Origin of the sequence: Streptomyces sp. MMG1121, assembly GCF_001280015.1 — a bacterium.
Classification (GTDB): Bacteria; Actinomycetota; Actinomycetes; order Streptomycetales; family Streptomycetaceae; genus Streptomyces.
Map to the genome: position 1 here is coordinate 175944 of NZ_LGDV01000085.1, position 22320 is coordinate 198263.

At 72.3% G+C, this 22320-nt stretch carries 21 protein-coding genes and 1 pseudogene; 13 read left to right on the top strand and 9 right to left on the bottom strand.

Annotated features, from left to right (window positions below; genetic code table 11):
• Positions 1-47: 47 nt before the first annotated feature.
• From ADK64_RS09330 to ADK64_RS09370, 9 genes are all read left to right on the top strand, one after another.
• A complete protein-coding gene (locus tag ADK64_RS09330; RefSeq protein ID WP_053656957.1) occupies positions 48-3311 on the top strand; it encodes a ferritin-like domain-containing protein in 3264 nt (1087 codons plus the stop codon).
• 48 nt (positions 3312-3359) lie between these two features.
• Complete coding sequence (locus ADK64_RS09335) at positions 3360-4607, top strand: cytochrome P450 (protein WP_053656958.1); 1248 nt, start codon at positions 3360-3362, stop codon at positions 4605-4607.
• A 23-nt stretch (positions 4608-4630) separates the two neighbouring features.
• Complete coding sequence (locus tag ADK64_RS09340; RefSeq protein ID WP_053656960.1) at positions 4631-5458, top strand: class I SAM-dependent methyltransferase; 828 nt, start codon at positions 4631-4633, stop codon at positions 5456-5458.
• Between the two features lie 84 nt (positions 5459-5542).
• On the top strand, positions 5543-6976 hold the full coding sequence (locus tag ADK64_RS09345; RefSeq protein ID WP_053656962.1) for an NDP-hexose 2,3-dehydratase family protein: 1434 nt from the start codon (positions 5543-5545) through the stop codon (positions 6974-6976).
• Between the two features lies 1 nt (position 6977).
• Positions 6978-8018: an NAD-dependent epimerase/dehydratase family protein gene (locus ADK64_RS09350; protein ID WP_053656963.1), complete on the top strand. Its 1041-nt coding sequence runs from the start codon at positions 6978-6980 to the stop codon at positions 8016-8018.
• A complete protein-coding gene (locus ADK64_RS09355) occupies positions 8015-9124 on the top strand; it encodes a DegT/DnrJ/EryC1/StrS family aminotransferase (protein WP_053656965.1) in 1110 nt (369 codons plus the stop codon). Before ADK64_RS09350 ends, ADK64_RS09355 begins: the two co-directional genes overlap by 4 nt.
• A gap of 38 nt (positions 9125-9162) precedes the next feature.
• A complete protein-coding gene (locus ADK64_RS09360; protein WP_053656967.1) occupies positions 9163-9789 on the top strand; it encodes a dTDP-4-dehydrorhamnose 3,5-epimerase family protein in 627 nt (208 codons plus the stop codon).
• Between the two features lie 50 nt (positions 9790-9839).
• Positions 9840-10682 carry an SAM-dependent methyltransferase gene (locus tag ADK64_RS09365; RefSeq protein ID WP_053657126.1) on the top strand — a complete coding sequence of 281 codons (843 nt, stop codon included), beginning with the start codon at positions 9840-9842 and terminating at the stop codon, positions 10680-10682.
• 83 nt (positions 10683-10765) lie between these two features.
• Positions 10766-12382 carry an FAD-dependent monooxygenase gene (locus ADK64_RS09370; protein ID WP_053656969.1) on the top strand — a complete coding sequence of 539 codons (1617 nt, stop codon included), beginning with the start codon at positions 10766-10768 and terminating at the stop codon, positions 12380-12382.
• A gap of 40 nt (positions 12383-12422) precedes the next feature.
• Here ADK64_RS09370 and ADK64_RS47065 read toward each other — a convergent pair.
• From ADK64_RS47065 to ADK64_RS09380, 3 genes and pseudogenes are all read right to left on the bottom strand, one after another.
• Positions 12423-12551 (bottom strand): annotated as a pseudogene (locus ADK64_RS47065) (GNAT family N-acetyltransferase); the annotation flags it as partial.
• 5 nt (positions 12552-12556) lie between these two features.
• Positions 12557-13567, bottom strand: coding sequence for a hydroxyacid dehydrogenase (locus ADK64_RS09375; protein ID WP_053656971.1), 1011 nt, complete (start codon positions 13565-13567; stop codon positions 12557-12559).
• 145 nt (positions 13568-13712) lie between these two features.
• The gene (locus ADK64_RS09380) at positions 13713-14132 is read right to left on the bottom strand and encodes a CBS domain-containing protein (protein ID WP_053656973.1); all 420 of its coding nucleotides are present in this window, start codon (positions 14130-14132) and stop codon (positions 13713-13715) included.
• A 160-nt stretch (positions 14133-14292) separates the two neighbouring features.
• Between ADK64_RS09380 and ADK64_RS09385 the strand changes: the two genes are divergently transcribed.
• Positions 14293-14952 carry a dienelactone hydrolase family protein gene (locus ADK64_RS09385; RefSeq protein ID WP_053657128.1) on the top strand — a complete coding sequence of 220 codons (660 nt, stop codon included), beginning with the start codon at positions 14293-14295 and terminating at the stop codon, positions 14950-14952.
• Between the two features lie 22 nt (positions 14953-14974).
• Here the strand turns inward: ADK64_RS09385 and ADK64_RS09390 are convergent, their stop codons facing one another.
• Genes ADK64_RS09390 through ADK64_RS09415 form a run of 6 tightly spaced genes read right to left on the bottom strand, consistent with a single transcriptional unit; the run spans position 14975 to position 19351 of the window.
• On the bottom strand, positions 14975-16096 hold the full coding sequence (locus tag ADK64_RS09390) for a CapA family protein (protein WP_053656975.1): 1122 nt from the start codon (positions 16094-16096) through the stop codon (positions 14975-14977).
• A 31-nt stretch (positions 16097-16127) separates the two neighbouring features.
• The gene (locus ADK64_RS09395) at positions 16128-16553 is read right to left on the bottom strand and encodes a hypothetical protein (protein ID WP_053656977.1); all 426 of its coding nucleotides are present in this window, start codon (positions 16551-16553) and stop codon (positions 16128-16130) included.
• Complete coding sequence (locus tag ADK64_RS09400) at positions 16550-17296, bottom strand: class I SAM-dependent methyltransferase (protein WP_199829547.1); 747 nt, start codon at positions 17294-17296, stop codon at positions 16550-16552. Before ADK64_RS09400 ends, ADK64_RS09395 begins: the two co-directional genes overlap by 4 nt.
• Complete coding sequence (locus ADK64_RS09405) at positions 17293-18057, bottom strand: DUF2071 domain-containing protein (RefSeq protein ID WP_199829548.1); 765 nt, start codon at positions 18055-18057, stop codon at positions 17293-17295. The genes ADK64_RS09400 and ADK64_RS09405 overlap by 4 nt, the downstream gene beginning before the upstream one ends.
• Entirely contained in the window at positions 18054-18977 is a 924-nt protein-coding gene (locus tag ADK64_RS09410; protein WP_053657134.1) for a hypothetical protein, read from the bottom strand. Before ADK64_RS09410 ends, ADK64_RS09405 begins: the two co-directional genes overlap by 4 nt.
• Positions 18974-19351 carry a DoxX-like family protein gene (locus ADK64_RS09415; protein WP_053656979.1) on the bottom strand — a complete coding sequence of 126 codons (378 nt, stop codon included), beginning with the start codon at positions 19349-19351 and terminating at the stop codon, positions 18974-18976. Before ADK64_RS09415 ends, ADK64_RS09410 begins: the two co-directional genes overlap by 4 nt.
• Positions 19352-19726: 375 nt before the next feature.
• Here ADK64_RS09415 and ADK64_RS09420 point away from each other — a divergent pair, with 375 nt between their 5' ends.
• From ADK64_RS09420 to ADK64_RS09430, 3 genes are read left to right on the top strand one after another with little or no spacing between them, the layout of a single operon-like run.
• Complete coding sequence (locus ADK64_RS09420) at positions 19727-20197, top strand: MarR family winged helix-turn-helix transcriptional regulator (RefSeq protein ID WP_053656982.1); 471 nt, start codon at positions 19727-19729, stop codon at positions 20195-20197.
• Complete coding sequence (locus ADK64_RS09425) at positions 20194-21672, top strand: MFS transporter (protein WP_053656984.1); 1479 nt, start codon at positions 20194-20196, stop codon at positions 21670-21672. The genes ADK64_RS09420 and ADK64_RS09425 overlap by 4 nt, the downstream gene beginning before the upstream one ends.
• On the top strand, positions 21669-22265 hold the full coding sequence (locus ADK64_RS09430) for a cysteine hydrolase family protein (protein ID WP_053656986.1): 597 nt from the start codon (positions 21669-21671) through the stop codon (positions 22263-22265). The genes ADK64_RS09425 and ADK64_RS09430 overlap by 4 nt, the downstream gene beginning before the upstream one ends.
• Positions 22266-22320 lie beyond the last annotated feature (55 nt).

Consider the following 22320-nt stretch of genomic DNA (forward strand, 5'->3'; position numbering starts at 1 on the left):
GGTACGCCCGTCCCGCCCATGCCTCCGACGGAAGGAAGGGCCCGCGCATGAGCGTCTTCGACCTGCCCCGACTGCACTTCCGCGGGGTGGCGACGACCCGTCTGCCCACCGGTGCGGGCAGCGGTCTCGTCGATCTGGCGACGAACACCGCCCTCACCGAGGACGGCCGGCCCTTCCCGGCGCACCGGCCGCCCGCCGAGTACCACGACCACCTCGACCGGGTGGGACCGCCGTTCGACACCATGGGCCGTCCGACGCCCGACGGGCCCTTCAGCGCGGCCAGGGGTACGGACTTCGCCGGCAACGGGCACTTCTCGGTCGACGCGCGGATCGTCAGCGTCGAGGACCGCGCGGGCGGCATCGACACCGCCGACCCGGTCGTCGGGCGCGGTGTCGACATGTGGGGGCACTACAACGGGTATCTGGCCACCACGGTCAACCGGGCCCGGGTCTTCGACGTCGATCCGTCGTCCGACTGGACGACGACGCTGATGGTCGGACAGTTCTGCTTCGGGCGCGCCGGCCGCTCTCACGACGTGGGCTCCATGCTGACCGGTGCCGTGCGCGGCTTCCAGCCCCCCAGATGGCACAACGCCGGCCATGGCGGTGATCCTGGAGACGCTGGCGAACACTCGCTGGCGAGACTGCTGCGCCGGTCCGTGGTCCACCAGTTCGTCGTGACCGGGGACGAGGAGCTGACCTGGCTCGACGAGGCGGCCGTGTCCCCGGTCGTCCGACGCCTGCGTACGGTGTGCGCCTCGCAGGAGACGGGCGGTCTGGTGGTGCAGTTCGCCCTCAGTCACATGTCCGCTCCGCAGGTACCCGACCGGCCGAGCCGGTGGCTGCTGCGCGGGACGATCGCCCCCTGGCGCCCGCACGAGCCGCGCACCTATCCGGCCGGACGTCTGCTCGTCCCGGACCGCCGCGCATCCGGCCGGCCGCCCGGTGGCCTGCACAACCTCTGCGTCGAGCTGACGGACGGCCATGTCACCCTCAACATGATCACCGCGGTACCCAGCCATCCCGGAGCACCGACGGCCCCCTGCACGCTGGTCGACGTAGGCGATCTGGAACTGCGCACGGCGGACAGCGACCGCCTGGTGGCGCGGGTGCCCCGGCAGGCGTACCTCGGTGCCCGGTACGCGCTGACCGCCGGCCTGGTGACGGTTCCCGGCGGGACGGCGGGAGCCGCCGCGGCCGGCGAAGCGCTGTGTCTGGTGGGCACCGGTCCCGACGGTCCGGTGGTGCACCTGCGCGAGAGGGAGACCAACGTCCAGGTCGACGACGCGTGCCTCTTCGTGGAGCATCCCCGGGGCCCCGACGACGCGGACCACGACGTCGAGGTGCTCGTACGGTCGTTCGTGCGCGGCCGTCCGGGCGCCGTCGACGGGATCGGCGTACGGCAGTTCTTCAACCCCAGGGCACTCCCGCGCGATCCGGCCGCCCGCTCCCCCGAGGCGCGGTGCTCCGACATCGACGTCGTCCGGCTGCGCGAGGGCCGGCGGGACGGGTCCGGCACCTGGTCGAACGCCTGCGTCCTGGGCACGGACCACACGGGCCGGGGCTGGTTCACCCTGCGGGGCGCCACCGCCGGCACCGCCCGCGTCCTGCTGTCGGCCGGCGCCGACGACCTGCCGTGCGACCTGGACCTCCCCGGTTCCGCGGCCCTCGGCCACGACGCCGCCGACGCGCTCGGCTTCTGGCCCGGCGCCGGGTACCTCTCGGTGCGCGTGCTCCCCGACGACTGGCGGCTGGCCGGCATCAGGCAGGACGAGGCGACCTTCGAGCTGGTGTACAGGGAGGTCTTCGCGTTCTACGAGCACCTGTACTCCTTCATGAAGGCGGAGGTCTTCAGTCTGGCGGACCGGTGCAGGGTGGAGACGTACGCGAAACTGATCTGGCAGATGAGCGACCCGCGCAACAAGGCGAAGACCTACTACATGCCGCCGACACGGGATCTGTCCGAGCCGAAGGCGCGGCTCCTGCTGATGTTCCTGCGGGCCCAGCAGGTGCCGGACGCGGTTCCCCTGAGCGTGCCCGCGGCCGACCGCGGCAGGAAAGGCATCACCACCCGGGGCCGGCTGCTTCAGGTGCTGCGGGAGGCCGCCACACTCGAACTGGCCGTCATGCTGCAGTACGTGTACGCGGCCTACTCGGTGCCCACCCACGGCACCGGTCTGGAATACGTGCGGCGGGGTGTGTGGACGCCCGAACAGCTCCGGCTCGCCTGCGGCGACGGCGGCAGGACCGCCGACGAGGGCATCCGGGGCATGCTGATGACCATCGCCCGCGAGGAGATGATCCACTTCCTCCTCGTCAACAACGTCATCACCGCGCTGGGCGAGCCGTTCCACGTGCCCCGGGTCGATTTCGCCACCCTCAACCACGAGCTGCCGGTGCCGCTCGACTTCTGTCTCGAGCGGCTGGGGCCCGGCAGCGTCGAGCGGTTCGCGCTGATCGAGCGGCCGGACGACCTCGTCGGCGAGGTGCGGCGCGACGCCACGGCGGCGGCTCCCGCGCCCGGCGACGACCGACACCGGTACGCCTCGCTGAGCGAGCTGTACGCGGACGTCCGCGAGGGCCTGCAACGGGTTCCGGATCTCTTCCTGGTGGAGCGGGGCCGGGGCGGCGGCGAGCACCACCTCTTCCTGCGCGAGTCGCTCAACCGGCGCCATCCCGACTACCAGTTGGAGGTCGACGACCTCTCCAGCGCCTTGTTCGCGATCGACGTGATCACCGAGCAGGGCGAGGGAGGCGTCCTCGGGCCGCGCACCGCCGAGGACTCCCACTACGCCTCGTTCCTGCGGATCGCCGATCTGCTGTCCGGGGCACCGGGCGACGCACGGTGGAACCACCCCGCCCATCCCGTCGTACGGAACCCGACGCTCAGGGAGGGAATCGGGGCGATGGAGACCGTCACCGATCCCGAGGCCCGGTCGGTCATGCGGCTGTTCAACCACTCCTACTTCATGGCGCTGCAGCTGATGGCCCAGCACTTCGGTGAGCGCCCGGACACGAGCCTGCGGCGGTCTGACCTGATGAACGCGGCGATCGACGTGATGACCGGGATGATGCGCCCGCTGGCGGAACTGCTGGTGACCATGCCGTCGGGGCGCCGGGGCTCGACCGCAGGACCGTCGTTCGAGCCGGCCGGACAGCCCGCGCCCGTGGCCCGGCCGGACGTGGCGAGGCGCGGCATCGCGCTCCGCCTGGACCACCTCGCGGCGGCCTGCGGCAAGAGCCCTCTGGTGCCCGCCCGGGTGGGAGGGCTGAGCACCTACTGGGCCGACCGCTTGCGGCCACGCCCCTGAGCACCCCCATGAAGCAGCGACGCCACAGCGCCGACCGAAGGAGACCGCATGCCCTCCCCCACGCTGCCGCGGTTCGACCTCAAGGGCTGGGACAGCAAGGACATCGCCCACCCCTACCCGGTGTACCGGCGCTACCGGGAGACCGCGCCGGTCCATCACGTGCCCTCGGGCACGGACGGCCCGGACACCTTCTACGTCTTCTCCTACGACGGGTGCGTCCAGGTGCTGACGAGCCGGTCCTTCGGGCGCGGCGCGCGCGGGGCGTCCGCCGACGGCACCGCGCCGTCCGTCCCGATTCCCGCCGAGTACCCGGCACTGCGCACCCTTGTCGAGAACTGGCTGGTGTTCCAGGACCCACCGCGCCACACCGAACTGCGCTCCCTGCTGACCACGGAGTTCTCCCCGTCGGTCGTCGCCGGTCTGCGCCCCCGGATCACCCGGATCGCACACGAACTGCTGGCGCGGTTCGGGCGGGAGCGGGAGACCGACCTCGTGGCGGCCTTCGCGGCGCCGTTCCCGGTCCTCGTGATCTCCGAACTGCTCGGCGTTCCGCGAGAACACCACGGCCGGCTCCGCGCCCATGCCGTGGCACTCCAGGAGGCCAGCACCAGCCGTTCGCGGGGCGGCACCGGCGGCTACGTACGGGCCGAGGCGGCCGCGCGGGAGTTCGCCCGCTATTTCCGGCGGGAGGCGGAGCGGCGGAGCGGGGACGACCGCGCCGGTCTGCTCACGCTCCTCGTCCGCGCCCGGGACGCCGGCGCACCGCTGAGCATGGACGGGATCGTGGGCACCTGCGTCCATCTGCTCACCGCCGGACACGAGACGACCACCAACTTCCTGGCCAAGGCGGTGCTGTCCCTCCGGGCACACCCACGGGTTCTCGACGAGTTGCGCGCCGGACCCGAGTCGACACCGGCGGCGGCCGAGGAGCTGATGCGCTACGACTCCCCGGTGCAGGCCGTGACGCGCTGGGCCTGCCAGGACACCCGGCTCGGTGAACACGAGGTGCCGCACGGCAGCCGGGTGGTCGCGCTACTGGGCTCCGCGAACCGGGACCCCGCGCGCTTCGAGCACCCGGACGTGCTGGACGTGCACCGTCCTGCCGACCGGCACCTGGGCTTCGGGCTGGGCATCCACTACTGCCTCGGCGCGACGCTGGCCCGCACCGAGGCCGAGATCGGCCTCAGGACGCTGCTGGACGGCGTTCCAGGGCTGGGCCGGGGCGGCCAACAGGTCGACTACGCCGACGACATGGTCTTCCACGGGCCGACACGTCTGGTCCTGGGCCTGGCGTGACACCGTACGAAAGGAAAGCGAGCGTGACGCAGCAGCCCGACACCACCCCCGGCTCCGTCGGCGAGACATACGACGTGTTCACCGACGCCGGCACCACGGACACCCTCGGCGGCAACATCCACGTGGGCTACTGGAAGGAGGGCCAGGACATCCCGATCGCCGAGGCCACCGACCAGCTCACCGACCTCGTCGCCCACCGACTCGCCCTGCGCCCCGGTCAGCGGCTGCTGGACGTGGGCTGTGGCAACGGCGTCCCGGCGCTGCGCATCGCGACAGCCCACCAGGTGGGCGTGACCGGCATCACTGTCAGCGCTCAACAGGTGGCCCGGGCCTCGGAGTTGGCGCAGGCGTCCGAAGCCCGCGGCCGGGTCGGCTTCCGCTTCGCGGACGCCATGAAGCTGCCCTTCGCCCACGGTTCGTTCGACGGGGCCTTCGCGATCGAGTCGTTGCTGCACATGACCGACCGGACCACCGCCCTCGCCGAGCTGCGCCGCGTCGTGCGCCCCGGCGGCCGTCTGGTCGTCGCCGACCTGTGCCAGCGGCAGCCGTTCACCGGCGGTGACAGGGCGGTGCTGGACGGCATGTTGGACATGTACGAGATCGCCGGGATCAGTACGCCCGACGAGCAGCGCGCGCGGCTGGCCGAGGCAGGCTGGCAGTTGCTGGAGCTGACGGACATCGGCGAACAGGTGCGTGCCAGTTACGGGCACGCCGCTGCCGCCTTCCGGGACCTCGCCGAGTCCCTCGACGCCCCCGCGGCGGCGCGGATCACCGCGGCCGCCGAACTGATGGAGGCGTTCGGGAAGCACCCGCACGCCGGCTACGTCCTCATCACCGCGCAACGGCCCTGACCCGACGAGCCCGGCCGGCCGACCGCAGGCCGGCCGGGCGCAGGCCGCCCCCACTCCGTTGCCCCGCAGACAGGGAGTTCCCCGATGTCGTCCTGCCTCGGTCCACCCCCGGCCTCCGCCACCGCCGTGCGTACCCGCGAGGATCCCGTGCTCGCCGACCGTATCGCCGTGTCGGCCGCGGCCGGCCGCGGGGCGCAGCTGCGGACCGAGGACGTCCATGCCTGGCTGACCGAGCGTCGTGGAGCGGGCGACTTCCATGTGCGGCGCATCCCGTTCGCCGAGCTGGACGACTGGCGGTTCGAGGACGGCAGCGGCAATCTCGTGCACCGCAGCGGGCGGTTCTTCACGGTCGAGGGCCTGCACGTGGTGGAACACGACGGACCCTTCGGCGACGGGCCCCGCCGGGAGTGGCAGCAGCCCGTCATCAGGCAGCCCGAGGTGGGCATCCTCGGCATCCTGGCCAAGGAGTTCGACGGGGTGCTGCACTTCCTGATGCAGGCCAAGATGGAGCCGGGCAACCACAACCTGCTCCAGCTCTCGCCCACCGTGCAGGCCACCCGCAGCAACTACACCAGGGCCCACCGGGGCACGGACGTACACCTCATCGACTACTTCGTGCGGCCCGCGCCCGGCCGTGTGATCGTCGACGTCCTCCAGTCGGAACAGGGCTCGTGGTTCTTCCACAAGTGCAACCGCAACATGATCGTCGAGACCGACGACGAGGTCATCGCGCCGGCCGACTTCCGCTGGCTCACCCTCGGCCAGATCGCCGCCCTGCTGCACGAGGACGACCTGGTCAACATGAACGCCAGGAGCGTGCTGTCCTGTGTGCCGTACCGGGACACGACGCCCGGCGCGCTGCACTCGGACGCCCAGCTCCTGTCCTGGTTCACCGGCGAGCGCTCCCGGCATGACGTCCGCGCGCAGCGCGTCCCGCTCGCCTCCGTGCGCGGCTGGAAGCACGGTGTCGAGGCGATCGAGCACGAACACGGCCGCTATTTCAGGGTGGTCGCCGTGTCCGTGCGGGGCAGCAACCGCGAAGTGGCCGGCTGGACACAGCCGTTGATCGAGCCGGTGGGTCTGGGCGTCGTGGCGTTCCTCGTCCGTGAGCTCGACGGGGTGCCGCACGTGCTGGTCAACGCCCGTGCGGAGGGCGGGTTCCTGGACACGGTCGAGCTGGCTCCGACCGTGCAGTGCACGCCGGGCAACTATGCCCATCTGCCGGCGGCGGACCGTCCGCCGTTCCTCGACGTGGTCCTGGGTGCCGACCCCGCGCGCATCCGCTTCGAGGCCGTCCAGTCGGAGGAGGGCGGGCGCTTCCTGCACGCCAGGAGCCGCTATCTCGCGGTCGACGCCGAGGCGACCGAGGCCCCGCTCGACCCGCCCCCCGGCTTCGTCTGGGCCACTCCTGCCCAGCTCAGGGCACTGACCCGGCACGGGCACTACCTCAATGTCGAGGCCCGCACACTGCTGGCCTGCCTCAACGCCGTGGCGGCGCGGCCCCGGGAAGGGGTGTGACATGACGTCCACACCGGCGGCCCCGGGGCCGCTGATCACCGTGCTCGGCGCCTCGGGTTTCGTGGGTGCTGCGGTCATGCGCGCGCTGGCGCTGCGTCCGGTCCGGCTGCGGGCCGTGGCGCGCAGGCCGGGCGTGCCCGCGCCCGGCCCGGCCGAGACCACCGTCGTCACCGCCGATCTCACCGACCGGACGGCACTCGCCGAGGCGGTCGCGGGAGCGGACGTGGTGGTGCATCTGCTGCTGGCGGACGGCGGTTGGCGGGCGGCGGAGTCCGATCCCGGGGCCGAGCGGGTGAACGTCGGGGTGATGCGGGATCTCGTGGACCTGCTGGGTCCGGGCGCCAGCGCGGCGGTGCCCCCGCTGGTGCTGTACGCCGGTGCCGCCTCGCAGGTCGGCGTGCCGCCGCGGGAACCGCTCGACGGCAGCGAGCCCGACCGTCCCGAGACGGCCTACGACCGGCAGAAGCTGGCGGCGGAGCAGCTCCTGCTGAGGGCCACGGCCGAGGGCCGGGTGCGCGGTGTCAGCCTGCGCCTGCCCACGGTGTTCGGGGAGGGCGCGGCGGGTGGCGGCACCGATCGCGGTGTGGTGTCCGCCATGGCGCGACGGGCGCTCGACGGCCGGCCGCTGACCATGTGGCACGACGGCACGGTGCGCCGCGACCTGGTCCATGTCGAGGACGTCGCGGCGGCGTTCACGGCGGCGCTCGACCACCCTGACTCCCTGGTGGGCGGCCACTGTCTGATCGGCGCGGGCCGGGGCGACACACTCGGCGACGCCTTCCGGCTCATCGCCCGGGCCGTGGCCGACCGCACCGGGCGACGCCCGGTCCCCGTGGAGTGCGTGGATCCCCCGGCGCACGCCCCGGTGACGGACTTCCGCAGCGTGACCATCGACTCCTCCCCGTTCCGGGCGGCCACCGGCTGGCGCCCACGGGTCTCGCTCTGCGAAGGGGTGCGCCGCACGGTCGACGCCCTGGCCCGGCAGCAGGACGAGGACCGCGGAACACAAGTACCTCGCCGTTCTGGAAAGGCTGGCACATGACCACGCGTGTATGGGATTACCTGCCGGAGTACGAGGCCGAGCGTCACGACATCCTCGACGCCGTGGAGACCGTCTTCACCTCGGGCCGGCTCGTGCTCGGCGCGAGCGTGCGCGGCTTCGAGGAGGAGTTCGCCGCCTACCACGGGGTGGGCCACTGCGTCGGCGTCGACAACGGCACGAACGCGATCAAACTCGGGCTGCAGGCGCTGGACGTCGGCCCGGGCGACGAGGTGATCACGGTCTCGAACACCGCGGCGCCGACCGTCGTCGCCATCGACGCCACGGGCGCCACCCCCGTCTTCGTGGACGTCCGCGCCGACGACTTCCTCATGGACACCGCTCACGTGGCGGACGCGATTACCGAACGCACACGCTGCCTGGTCCCGGTGCACCTGTACGGACAGTGCGTCGACATGGCCCCCTTGAGGGAGCTGGCCGACCGGCACGGGCTGGCCGTCCTGGAGGACTGCGCCCAGGCGCACGGAGCCCGCCAGGGCGAGATCCTGGCCGGTACGTCGGGTGACGCGGCGGCCTTCTCCTTCTACCCGACCAAGGTGCTCGGCGCGTACGGCGACGGCGGCGCGGTGATCACTTCGGACGCGTCCGTGGCCGGGCGGCTGGCACGGCTGCGGTACTACGGCATGGAGGACCGCTACTACACCCTGGAGACTCCGGCCCACAACAGCCGTCTCGACGAGGTCCAGGCCGAGATCCTGCGGCGCAAGCTCACGCGGCTCGACACCTACATCGCCGGCCGCCGGGCGGTCGCGCGGCGCTACGCCGACGGCCTCGCCGACACCGAACTCGCGCTGCCCCGCACCGCCCCGGGCAACGACCACGTGTACTACGTCTACGTCGTACGCCACCCCCGGCGCGACGACATCATCGAACGCCTCAAGGCCTACGACATCCACCTGAACATCAGCTACCCGTGGCCGGTGCACACCATGACCGGGTTCGCCCACCTCGGATACGCCACCGGCTCGCTCCCGGTCACCGAGGCGCTGGCCGGCGAGATCTTCTCGCTGCCGATGTACCCCGCACTCCCCCACGACCTCCAGGACAAGGTCATCCACGCGTTGCGCGAGGTGCTGAGCACGCTGTGACGCCCCACCGACCGTTCACCGAGCCACGGAGAGCAGACATGCACGCACGCGAACTCGCCGTCCAGGGGGCACTCGAGTTCACCCCCCGCGTCTTCCCCGACGACCGGGGCCTGTTCATCTCGCCGTTCCAGCAGGAGGCGTTCGCCAAGGCGCACGGAGGCCCGCTCTTCCGGGTCGCGCAGACCAACCACAGCGTGTCCCGGCGCGGCGTGGTGCGGGGCATCCACTACACCGTGACCCCGCCCGGCACCGCCAAGTACGTCTACTGCGCCCGCGGCGCGGCCCTGGACATCGTGGTCGACATCAGGGTGGGTTCGCCCACGTTCGGCCGCTGGGACGCGGTGCTGATGGACCAGCGAGAGCACCGGGCGTCGTATCTCCCCGTGGGCGTGGGGCACGCGTTCATGACGCTGGAGGACGACACCGTCATGTCGTACATGCTGTCCGAGAGCTACGTACCGGAGCACGAACTCGCCCTGTCCGTCCTGGATCCGGCCCTCGGACTGCCCCTGGCCGGGGACGCCGAACCGGTGCTCTCCGAGCGCGACCGGACAGCCCGCACGCTCGCCGAGGCGCAGGAACGCGGCCTGCTGCCGGACTACGTCCGGTGCCAGGAGATCGAGTGGGGACCGGCCCCGGGCCCCGCGGTGATCGCGGACGTCTGAACGCACATCCCTCCACCCTCACGTACATCCCGACCAGAGAGGCCGTTGCCATGACCGATACCGCCCAGACCCCGCCCGTGCCGGGAGCCGTCGGCAAGCTGTACGACCAGCTGACGCTGAACGCGATGAAGGAGGGCACCTTCAACACCAACGTGCACATCGGCTACTGGGACACACCGGACTCCGAGGCCTCGATCGAGGAGGCGATGGACCGGCTCACCGACGTGTTCATCGAGCACATGAAGGTGGACCAGGCCTCCCATGTCCTCGACCTGGGCTGCGGGGTGGGCGGGCCCGGTCTGCGCGTCGTGGCCCACACCGGTGCGCGGGTGACCGGCATCAGCATCAGCGAGGAGCAGATCAAGACCGCCAACCGGCTGGCGGCCGAGGCCGGGATGGCCGACCGGGCCGTGTTCCAGCACGGCGACGCGATGAAGCTGCCCTTCCCGGACAGGTCGTTCGACGCGGTGATGGCCCTGGAGTCGCTCTGCCACATGCCGGACCGGCAGCAGGCCCTCGGCGAGATCAGCCGTGTGCTGGTCCCGGGCGGCCGGCTCGTCCTGACCGACGTGTTCGACCGGGCCCCGCGCGGGCAGGCGCGGCACCCGGGCGTCGACAAGTTCTGCCGCGACCTCATGGCGACCATGGCGGACCTCGACGACTATGTCGCGCTACTGCACCGCTGCGGCCTGCGGCCGCGCGCCGTCCTGGACGTCACGGAGCAGACCACGCTGCGCACCGGCCTGGAGCTGCTGAAGACGGCGAGCCTCGACGAGCGCCCCGAGGCCATGGTCGAGAGCAACTTCGCCTTCGCAGACGATGCCTTCCACCCCTCCGACCTGGCCGGCGTCGACAGTTTCGGCTGCCTGCTGGTCACGGCCGAACGCCCGTGATACCGGGTATCGGGCGACCGCCCCTGCGGGCCGCCCGATACCCCCGCCACCGGAACGGAACCACCAACGAGAGGCGAGGACGAATGACGCGTTCCGACGAGTGGACCGACGTGCTGATCGTGGGCGGCGGCCCCGTCGGAATGGCGTTGGCGCTCGACCTGACCTACCGCGGGATCGACTGCGTCGTCGCCGACGCCGGCGACGGACAGGTCCGGCATCCCAAGGTGAGCACGATCGGTCCGCGCTCGATGGAGCTGTTCCGGCGCTGGGGTGTCGCGGACGCCGTCCGCGGTGCCGGCTGGCCGTCCGACCACTCCCTGGACATCGCCTGGGTCACCAGGGTCGGCGGCCACGAGGTCCACCGCTACCGCCGGGGCACCGCCGGTGACCGCCCGGCCTTCGCGCACACTCCCGAGCCCGACCAGATGTGCCCGGCGCACTGGCTGAACCCGGTACTGATCCAGGCGGTGGGCGTCCACCCGGACGGTCCGCTGCGGCTCCGTACCACCGTCGAGCGGGTACGGCAGACCGACGAGCACGTCGCGGCCGACCTCACCGACCACGCCACCGGCACGACCGGCACCGTCCGGGCACGCTTCCTGGTCGCCTGCGACGGCGCCTCCTCCCCCATCCGCCAGGCCTGCGGCATCGACGCGCCGGCACGCCACCGCACGCAGGTCTTCCGCAACATCCTCTTCCGCGCCCCCGAACTCAACGAGCGGCTCGGTGACCGTGCCGCCCTTGTCTACTTCCTCATGCTGTCGTCCACACTGCGCTTCCCCATGCGCTCGCTGAACGGCCGTGACCTGTACAACCTGGTGGTGGCCGGGGACGACGACACGCCCGACCGGGCCGACCCGCTGTCCCTGATCGGCGCCGCCCTCGCCGTCGACACACCGGTGGAACTGCTGGGCGACGGCGCATGGCAGCTGACCCACCGCGTCGCCGACCGGTACCGGTCCGGTCGCGTCTTCCTCGCCGGAGACGCCGCGCACACGCTGTCACCCTCCGGCGGCTTCGGACTGAACACCGGCATCGGCGACGCGGCCGACCTGGGCTGGAAACTCGCCGCCGCACTGAACGGCTGGGCCGGGCACCTGCTCCTCGACACCTACGACACCGAGCGCCGGCCGATCGCCGTGGAGAGCCTCCAGGAAGCCAACCTCAACCTGCAACGCACCATGCGCAGGCAGGTTCCCCCCGAGATCCACCTGGACGGGCCCGAGGGCGAGCGGGCCCGCCTGAAGATGTCCAAGGTGCTCGAAAGCAGCGGTGCACAGCGCGAGTTCGACGCCCCGGAGATCCACTTCGGCCTCCGCTACCGCTCCCCGGCCGTCATCGAGGACCCCCGGGTGCCGGTACGTCACGGAAAGCCGGACGCCGGCTGGCGCCCCGGCAGCGAGCCGGGCTACCGCGCCGCGCACGCGTGGTGGGACGCCGGCACGTCCACGCTCGACCTGTTCGGCCACGGATTCGTCCTGCTGTGCTTCACCGAGAGCGCCCAACTTCCTTCAGTGGAGCGTGCGTTCGCCGATCGGGGAGTACCGCTCGCGGTTCGCGCCGGGGCCGGTGGGGAGGTCGCCCGGCTCTACGAACGGTCCTTCGTCCTGGTCCGTCCGGACGGCCATGTCGCGTGGCGCGGGGACGAACTGCCCCGGGATCCGGCGGTGTTCGCCGACACGGTGCGCGGTGGCGGCTGAACGGACCGGAACTCGTGTCCGTTTCACGCGGTCGGTGAGGTCACCCCTTCAGGCCGTAGAAGCCCATGGGCGAGTTGGGCCTGAAACCGATGCGGGGATACACGGGTGCCCCCGCGGCGGTCGCGTGCAGGGCGGCGCGGGTCAGGCCGGTGGCCCGGGCGCCCTCGTAGGTTGTCAGGCCAGCTGGGACAGGGACTCGCGGCTGACCGCGCCGAGCAGTGGCTCGCCCGCCGTCCAGCGCGCGATCTCCTCGACCGCGTACGCCCCGAGCCGGCGCACCTCACTGCCCTGGGCGCCGGCGATGTGCGGGGTGACCAGCACGTTCGGCAGGGACAGCAAGGGATGGCCGGGCGGCAGCGGTTCGGGGTCCGTCACGTCGAGGTACGCCTCCAGACGACCGGAGGCGCACTCGCGGGTCAGGGCTTCGGTGTCGACGATGGCACCCCGGGCCGTGTTGATCAGCACACCACCGTCCGGGATGAGCCGGAGCATCCCGGCGTCCAGCAGGCCGGTCGTCTCCGGCAGGAGCGGCGCGTGGACGCTCACCACGTCCGACCGACGGCACAGCTCGGCGAGTTCGACCCGCTCGGCGCCCAGCCGGCGTGCCTCCTCGTGCGACACGTACGGATCGCTCAGCAGCAGCCGGTGACCGGCGTCGGAGCGGCTCAGCCCGGCCAGCACGCCGCGCCCGATGCGGGAGGCGCCCACGATCCCCACCGTGCTCCCGTCGGCGCCCCGGCGGCTCGCGACGGCCGACCAGCCGTCGCCGCAGCCGGCCGCCATGGTCAGGGTGCGCCGCGCGGCGAGTGTGACGAGGGCCAGCGTGTAGGAGACGACCGGGCCGGCGTTCGCATCGGCGGCCGACGACACGACGATCCCGCGTTCCCACACCGCCTCGCTCACCAGCGACTTGACGCTGCCGGCGGCGTGCATCACGGCGCGCAGCCGGGGTGCACGGGCCAACACGTCGGGGGTGAGGCGAGGGCAGCCCCAGCCGCTGATGAGGATCTCCGCCTCGGCCAGCCCGGCGGGGAACGCCGCTCGCGAGGACGGGTGGCCCGGGGCGAACTGGACCAGCGTGGCGAGCCGTTCGCGCAGTTCTCCGGGCAGCACCTGATCGACGATGGCGGGATCCATGACGCACACCGCCCGGGGCAGGTCGGTGCGATCGGTTCGGGAGGTCATGCGGTGCGGCCCTCTTTCGGTCCGTGTATCCGTGGATCCGTATATCCGTGTGTCCGTGCAGACAACGACCGGCCCCCGGCGCGGGCCGGGGGCCGGGGTGAGGGGTATGAGGCGCCTCAGGGCAGGCTTATCACAGGCGGGCGAGCTACGCGTACACCCGCTGTACGAACTCCACGAGTTGGTTGTCGTTGAGGTGCCGGGCTATGTCGGCCTCGCTGATCATGCCGATCACGCGCTTGTTCTCGACCACCGGAAGGCGCTTGATCTGGCGGCCCTGCATCTCTCGCAGGGCATCGGAGATGTCGGAGGCGGCGTCGACCCAGCGCGGTGTGCCCTCGCAGATGTCGCCGCAGGTCACCCGCGCGGGGTCGTGACCGGAGGCGACACACTTCACCACGATGTCGCGGTCGGTGATGATGCCGCACATACGGTCACCGTTGTCGGGGTCACTGACCGGGAGCGCGCCCACTCCGTGGTCCCGCATCAGCTGTGCCGCGCGGTCCAGCGTCTCGTACCGGGGTATCCACTGGGCACCCGGGTGCATGATGTCTTTCGCAGTCGTCATCGCTGTTCCCTCCATCCTCAGCCAGCGTGCACCCGGCGCATGGCGATGTCCTGTTGGGCTTTCAATCGGTAGCCGGACGCGCACCGGGGTAGGTGACATATGCAGAAGGCAGTGACAAACGACCGAGGATCTTCGCGGTCCTCCGGGGAAGTCGATGACCATGATGTCCGAGACGGTCGTGGTGCCCGCCGCCGGCGCCGCGCTCCCTGGTGATCTGGTGGTGCCGGAGTCCGCACGGGCGGTGGTGCTGTTCGCACACGGCAGCGGCAGTTCCCGGCACAGTCCGCGCAACCGGGCGGTCGCCGCCGCGCTGCGGGAGGCCGGGTTGGCCACCTTGCTGATCGACCTGCTGACCGAGGCGGAGGAGCGCCGGGACATCGTGACCGGCGAGCACCGCTTCGACATCGCGTTGCTGGGGCGCCGCCTCGTGGCCGCCATGGAGTGGCTCGGCACCCAGCCCGGCACCCGTGACCTGCCCGTCGTCCTCTTCGGCGCCAGTACCGGCGCCGCCGCCGCCCTCCGGGCCGCCGCCGAGCGCCCCGCGCGCGTCCTGACCGTGGTCTCCCGGGGCGGGCGGCCCGATCTGGCGGGCGACGCGCTGCCCGCCGTACGCGCACCCGTCCTGCTGGTCGTCGGCGGTCAGGACCACGAGGTGCTGCGGCTCAACGAGGAGGCCGCACGGCGGCTCGGGTCCGCCGCTTCCCTGCGGGTGGTCCCGGGAGCCACCCACCTGTTCGAGGAACCCGGCGCCCTGGAGCAGGTCGCCGACACGGTCCGCCGGTGGTGCGAGGAGTGTCTGCGCGAGGCCTCGGCGGAGTAGGAACCGGACGCGGCGGAGCCGCTCACCGGACCGTCCCCGGTCCTGGTACGAGGCTGAGCGTGCCGTCGGGCTCCAGGCCGACGCGGACGCCGTGACTGATCCGGGCGAGGGTCGCGCGCAGCCAGGCACGGTCCTCGTCCCCTGCACGCTCCAGCCGCATCCGCCGCGCCCGGAAGGGGAACAGCCGCACGCCGGTCAGGCACCCGGTGTCCGCGTCCACGGAGACGAGATAGCCCAGTCGGAGGTCGTCGCGGTACTGCTCGTAGCCCGAGATGCCCTCGTAGTCGTCGATGAAGTCGCCGCAGCCGTAGAGGATCAGCCGGCCCCGGTACACCTCGGCGGAGCGGGGGTGGTGCGAGGAGTGCCCGTGGACGATGTCGACGCCGCCGTCGATCAGGGCATGGGCGAAGCGCTTCTGGTCGCGGGGGACGAGATAGCCCCAGTTGGAGCCCCAGTGGACCGACACGACGACGATGTCGCCGGGCCGCCTCGCCCCTCGCACCCGCGCCGCCAGCCGCGTCGCGGTCACGGCCGACGGCTCCCGCAGGCAAGCGACGCCGGGCCGGTCCTCGGTCGCGGCCCAGTCGGGCGGGATGCCGCTGGACAGCGCGCCGAGGGCGAGGACCAGTACGCGGCGGCCGGACCCGAGGGGGACTGTCACGGGCGCGTGGGCCTCGTCGGCGTCGCGCCCGGCACCCACCGTCCGCGTCCCCGCCGCGTCCAGCGCCTCCAGCGTTTCCGCCAGGCCAGGTCGGCCGAAGTCCAGCACATGGTTGTTGGCCAGGACGCACACGTCGGGCCGGGCCACGGTCAGGGCGGGCAGGTTGGCCGGGTGCATGCGGTAGTGGACCGCCTTGCCGGGCGCGAATTCGTCACTGTCCGTGACAGCCGTTTCCAGATTCACGATCCGGGCGTCAGGGGCGAACCGCTCCAGCACCCGGAGCGCCTCGCCCCACGGCCAGGCCGGTTCCACCGGGGCGGGGATCGGGCCGCTGACCGCCTCGGCCAGCTCGACGTACGACCGGGCGTCCGTGACGTAGCCCTCGCGCAGCTCCGGGTTCCCGGGGTGCGGGAGGATCTGGTCGACGCCGCGCCCGAGCATCACGTCACCGCACAGGAACAGCGTCACCGTGCCGCCGCCCATACCCCCACCGTAAGACGGAGACCGCCCTGGCTCAGGCCGCCGCGTGCAGCGTCGCCACGGCGAACACCGCCGTCACCCACGTCCACAGCACGGACAGGGCGACATGTCCCGCCGTCCGCAACCGATGGCCCCGCCACAGACGCGGCGAGAAGTAGGCGAACTCCATCACCCAGCGCACGCCCCAGAACAGTGTCTGCCCGCACAGCAGCACGGTCGGCAGGGGATCACCGCTCAGCAGTTCCCGGGCGAACGCCAGCGGCAGCACGCCGAGCAGGACACAGGTGAGCCCGATGAAGAACAGGTGCGCGTACGACACCTGCCGGGTCAGCAGGCTGGTCCCGCCGAGGTCGCCCGGCCAGCCCAGGATGCGGGGCAGCACCGCATGCAGCAGGCCCATACCGATGAGGGCCACTCCGACCAGGCGCAACTGCGCGGTGAGCGCGAGCAGTTGGGTCATGCGGCGCCCCTGGTGAAGGCGAACGCCGTGACCAGTGCGGCGATCCGGCGCTCGGCCGTCGGACGCAGCCCGGCGTGCGCGGCGAGCCGCAGCCACTCCGAGCGGGGCAGGAAGTGCCAGGCGCCCGGCCCGAAGACGGCCGTGTTCGGGCCGTCCCTGAGGTGTTCCACCAGGACCAGCCGCCCGCCGGGGCGCAGCGCTCGGGCGCATTCCCCGAACAGCCGCTCCCTGTCCCCCGCCCTGCGCAGTTCGTGGGCGGCGAAGACCAGGAAGACGGCGTCCGCCAGGCCCGACGGCACGGGAAGGGCATCCGGCCGGCCGGGCAGGGCCTGCGGCGGCTGAGGCACCCGGCGCCGGGCACGGCGCACCGATCCCTCGGTCATCACGGCCGGGTCGTAGAGGTCGACGGTGGTCTGCCGGGAGGCGGGCCAGCGGACGGCCAGCGCGGCGCTCGCCTCGTCGAGTCCGGTGGCCACCACCAGGTGCGTGGAGGGTGCTTGCGGCAGCAGCGGGTCCAGCCAGTCGTAGTCGTACAGCTCCGAGCGGTCGTAGACGAACCAGCTGGCGGCCGTGGCGGAAGCGAGCAGACCGATCGCGGTTGCCGAGCCCGCGCGGGCGATGGTGCGCAGCGGGTACGGCAGCCGTCGGGCGAGTACGGCACAGGCGGCGGCGGTGGCCAGACCGGCGGCGTACCGCGGCCAGTTGTACGCGATGACGTCCCGGACTCCCGATCTGCGGATCACCGCACGCTCCCGCTCTCGCTGCGGCGCACGCCTCGCTCCCAGCCGTACGCCAGGTCGGCGACGTGGAAGGCGTTGGCGAGGACCGGTCGTGTGCCGGCCAGCGGGCCGTGGTCGAAGAAGGTCAGGCGGCGGACGTCGACCGAGACCGGCTGCGGGTCCCAGTGCGCGCGGAACGCCTTGATCACGATCACCGACCGGGTCTGCGGCTCGTACTCGAAGGTGTACGGGAGCGGCCCGGCGAAGCGGCGGGCGGCGCGGGCGTCCGCGAAGGGGCTGCCCGCGGGCAGCGGTGCCGGGGCGCTGCCGAGATCCGCCCGCACATCGAGGTCCGCGCGGCCGTCGCGGCTGTCCACGCGGAACTCCAGCGAGTCGCCCTCGACGCGGGCACCGATCCTGGCCAGGCGGTAGTTGTAGCGGGTCAGCAGATTGCCTGCGCACATCATCAGCCTGCGGTCGGTGTCGCTGCGCAGGATGCGCAGTCCGCGCATGACGCGGCCGCCCGGAGTGCGGAAACGGGTGAAGACGCGGTAACCGGTCAGCAGATGGTCCGCCCCGAGCCGGGCGGGCAGCACGGCGGGGCGCAGGGCGCGGGTGTCCACCAGCGCGACCGCCACGAACCCGTGCTCCCCGTACGTCTCCAGTTCCATGCCCGGTGGGACCAGCGGGCGCAGCGCCTCGGCGGGCAGCGCGTAGGTCAGCACCAGGGAGTGGGCGAAGTGCGTGCGGATCGCGACGGGATGACGTTGCAGCAGATGCCTCACGGCTCGATTCTCCGGTCCGGGTCGGTGCCGCCCATGCGCACCACGCGTACCACGCCCCACAACACCGAGCGGTCGTGTGCCGCCCAGCCGGGCCCGTGCGGTCCCGGTTCCCGGGCGCTGCGCAGCACCACCACACCGCCGGGGCGCACCGCGTGCCGTACGGCTGCCCGCAGCCGGCGGGCGAAGTCGGGGCCCGGACCGTCCAGCACGTTCGAGAGCGTCACCGCGTCATAGCCGGCGCACGGTGCCGCCTTCAGCACCCGCACCACGTCACCCTCGACCAGGCGGACGCCGGGTGCCCACGGCGCCGGGGTGCCCGGCGGTTCCGCGCCCGCCAGCAGCCGCCACAGCCATGGGTTGTGCGCGTTCGGGTGTGTGGACACGGTCCGTTCGAGGCGCCGGCGCAGCACCTCGTCGAAACGCGCGGGGACGACACCGGCGAAGGACGGCCGCAGCGCCACCGCCAGGGCTCCGCCGGGCCGCAGCGCGACCCGCATCAGCCGCCGCAGGCCCGGGCTGTCCAACTCCTCGCGCCAGCGGCGGGCTTGCTCCACCGGATCGTCGAGTGTGAGGAAGTCACGCAGCTCCGTCCACCGCCACGCGGGCAGCAGGCGTGCCGCGGTGGCCCGGCCCAGGCGCATGACCGACTCGGCGGATCCCTCCCGGGTCGCTCCGCCGGCGAGCCGCTCGCGCGCGTACCTGAGCTGCACCGGATTGACGTCCACAGCCGTCACGTCGTACCCCGCCGCGGCGAGGGCCGCCGTCGTGTCCCCCGCCGAGGCGATGCACAGCACGCGTGCGCCCGGCGGCGGGAACGCAGCCAGTTCGACGCCCCAGTCCTCGTACATCCGCCCGAAGAGCAGGCGCGGTCCGCCGAAACCGCCGAGCAGTCGGCCGTGCGCCCACGGTGTCCCGGTCACGCGTCCGCCGTCCATGTCACCAGCCAGACCAGCGCCAGGAAGGCCAGGTTCTGCGTCAGCAGCCGCCCCGGCTCGGTGATCCGGCCGGGGCTGAAGAGCAGACCGCCGAAGTTGAACGCCACGACGAGCACGGTCTGCACGAGCGCGGCCGACCGGGCCCGCAGGCCGCTCAGCACCCACACACCGATCGCGATCTCCGCCAGGCCGATGCCGGCGAGCGCGCCCGTCACCGTCCAGTGCGGCAGGAACGGTACGTCACCCACGATCTCCCGTTGATCGGCCCGTCCCGGCCAGATCTTGCACCAGAACCCCTCGTAGAACCACACCAGAGCGATCGCCCACCGCGCCGCCCTCCCCCGCCACGTCTTCTCCACACGATGATCATGCCTGCCGCACGACCACGCGCGATCCCCGCCCCCCTGCCCTGGCGGCGGGACGACGCCCCCCCACCGCGATGACCGGCGGTCGTCAGGTGCGCGAGACCCCGTCGGCCCTCGTAGAAGTGCGGGAGTGCTGCTGCACGCCGCGCGCCGGGCATCCGCACTGGGCCTCCGCACTGGGCCTGGGCGCTGACCTGGTCCAGCGTCGGTCACCTCGCCACGTTCGACGCCTTCGCCCGCGTCGGTCTGATCGCGCCGCGCCCCCTAATGATGATCGCCGGCATTCTCCGACGGTCGGCCCTGCCGGCCCTGACGAGAAATTCAACAAGTAACTTGGCAAAGTTGCTTGTCGAGTTCTAGGCTGGGGTCATGACCACGAACCCCAGGCCGCAGCAGTCCGCTGCGACCGCGCAGCGACTCAACGACGCGATCAAGCGGCTGCGCGCACGCCTGCGCGCGGAATCGGGGCAGCATGCGATAGGCCTGACCCTCACGCAGCTCGGCGTGCTGGCGAGCGTCGTACGGGAGGGTCCGGTCACCGCGGCCCGGCTCGCCACGCTGGAGCACGTCAGCCCGCAGTCCATCGCGCAGAGCCTCGCGGTGCTCAAGGCCGCCGGGCTGATCCACAGCGAGCCCGACCCGCAGGACGGCCGCCGGAAGCTGATCAGCGCCGATCCCTCCGCGACCGAACTGGTCGAAAGGCTCCTCGCGGGCCGCGCCGCCTTCCTGGCCCGCGCCATCGACCAGCTCGTCGCCCCGGACGAACGCAAGGACCTGGAGAAGGCCATCGAGCTGCTGGAGCGGCTCGCCGGGACCGACCTCAGCGACGGCACCACATGAGCACCGGCACCACCGAGGCCGACGCCCCGGCGCGCACCCTCACGGACAGGCCCTTCGCGTGGACGTTCACCACCCCGCTCTACGTGGGCTCCAGTCTCAATCCGGTCAACAGCGCGATCATCGCGACCGCCCTGGTCCCCATCGCCGCCGACCTGCACGTCTCGGTCGGCAGCACCGCCGTCCTCGTCTCCTCGCTCTACCTGGCCAGCGCTGTCGCACAGCCCACGGCAGGAAAACTGGCCGAGGTGCTCGGCGCGCGCCGGATCTTCCTCTCCGGCATCGTGCTGGTGCTGCTCGGCGGCCTGGTCGGCGGGCTCGGCAGGAATCTGGCGGCCCTGACCGTCGCGCGGGTCCTGATCGGCATCGGCACCTCGGCCGCCTTCCCCTGCGCCATGGTGCTGATCCGACGCCGTGCCGAGCGGGCCGGGCTGAGCGGTCCGCCGGGCGGGGTGCTCGGCGGCATCGCGATCGCGGGCATGGCCACCGCGGCCATCGGCCCGCCGATCGGCGGGCTGCTGGTCGGCGCCGCGGGCTGGCGCTGGGCCTTCCTGATCAACATCCCCGTCACCGCCATCGCCATGGTGATGGCCGTGCGCTGGCTGCCCGCGGATCCCGCGCTCGACCGCCGCGACAGCGGCCCGCGGCAGGTGGCCGCCCGGATCGATCTGCCCGGCATCCTCGGCTTCGCCGGATCGCTGAGCGCGCTGGTCATCTTCCTGATGCGCCTTCCGCGGGTCGAGTGGTCCGCGCTCGCCGTCTTCGTCGTGCTCACCGTGCCTACGGCCGTATGGGAGCTGCGCAGGACCGCGCCCTTCTTCGACCTGCGCGGTCTCGCCGCCAACGGCGCCCTCACCCGGACCTATCTGCGCCAGGCGCTCACCCTGCTCGGCGTCTACTCCGTGATGTACGGCATGACCCAATGGATGGAGGCCGCGCACGGGATGTCCACCGTCACGGCGGGACTCCTGCTGCTGCCGATGGGCGCCGTCTCCGCGCTGCTGTCCCGGCCGCTCGCACGGCGCAACCTGATGCGCGGACCGCTGATCGCCTCGGCGGTCTCCATGCTGCTCGGCTCGCTCGGCGTCCTGCTGCTCACCTCGCACAGCCCGGCGATCGCCATCGTGCTGGTCTCGCTGGTCTTCGGCGTCACCTCGGCCGCCACGACGGTCGGCAACCAGACCGCCCTCTACCTCACCGCCCCGGCCGACCAGATCGGCACCGCCTCCGGCCTGTTCAGGACCTTCGGATACCTCGGAACCATCACCTCCGCCGTGATCGGCGGCATCGTCTTCCACGACGGGGCGAGCGACCACGGCCTGCACACCCTCGGCCTCGTCCTGGTCGTGGCGGGCCTCGCGGCCCTGCTGTTGACCGTCCTCGACCGCCGGCTGATGGGCCGCGGCACCGACCGGCCCACCGGAACCCCCGACACCCCGCGAACCACCGAGAACCCCACCAAGGAGAATCCCGAGTGAGCACCTCCGCCCTCCCCCCGATCTCCCCCGAGCGGACCGCCCTGCTGGCCATGGACTTCCAGAACGGGATCATCGCCCGCATGCCCGACTCCGACGCGCTCGTCGAGCGCGTCAGGGGAGCCATCGCCGACGTCCGCTCCGCCGGCGGCACCATCGGCTACGTCCGCGTCGCCTTCACCGAGGACGACTGGACGGCCATCCCCGAGACCAACAAGACCTTCAGCGGGATCGCCGCGGCGAAGCAGTTCCACCACGAGGACGCCACCGCCCGGATCGATGAACGGATCACGCCCGAGGACGGCGACGTCGTCGTACGGAAGGTCCGCATCGGCGCGGGCTCCACCACCGATCTCCACGAGCAGTTGAGCGACCGGGGCATCGACACCCTGGTCCTCGCCGGGATCAGCACCAGCGGTGTCGTCCTGTCCACCCTCAACGACGCAGCCGACCGCGACTACCGCATCTACGTCCTCTCCGACGGCGTCGCCGACTTCGACCCCGAGATCCACCGGGTGCTCGTCGAACAGCTCTTCCCGTCCCGGGCCCACGTCATCGACACCACCGAGCTGCGCGCGCTCCTGCACCACGCCTGACGCCCAGCGGGCCCCGGTGCGGCTGACCACCGGGGCCCGCGGCCCTGGACATCGA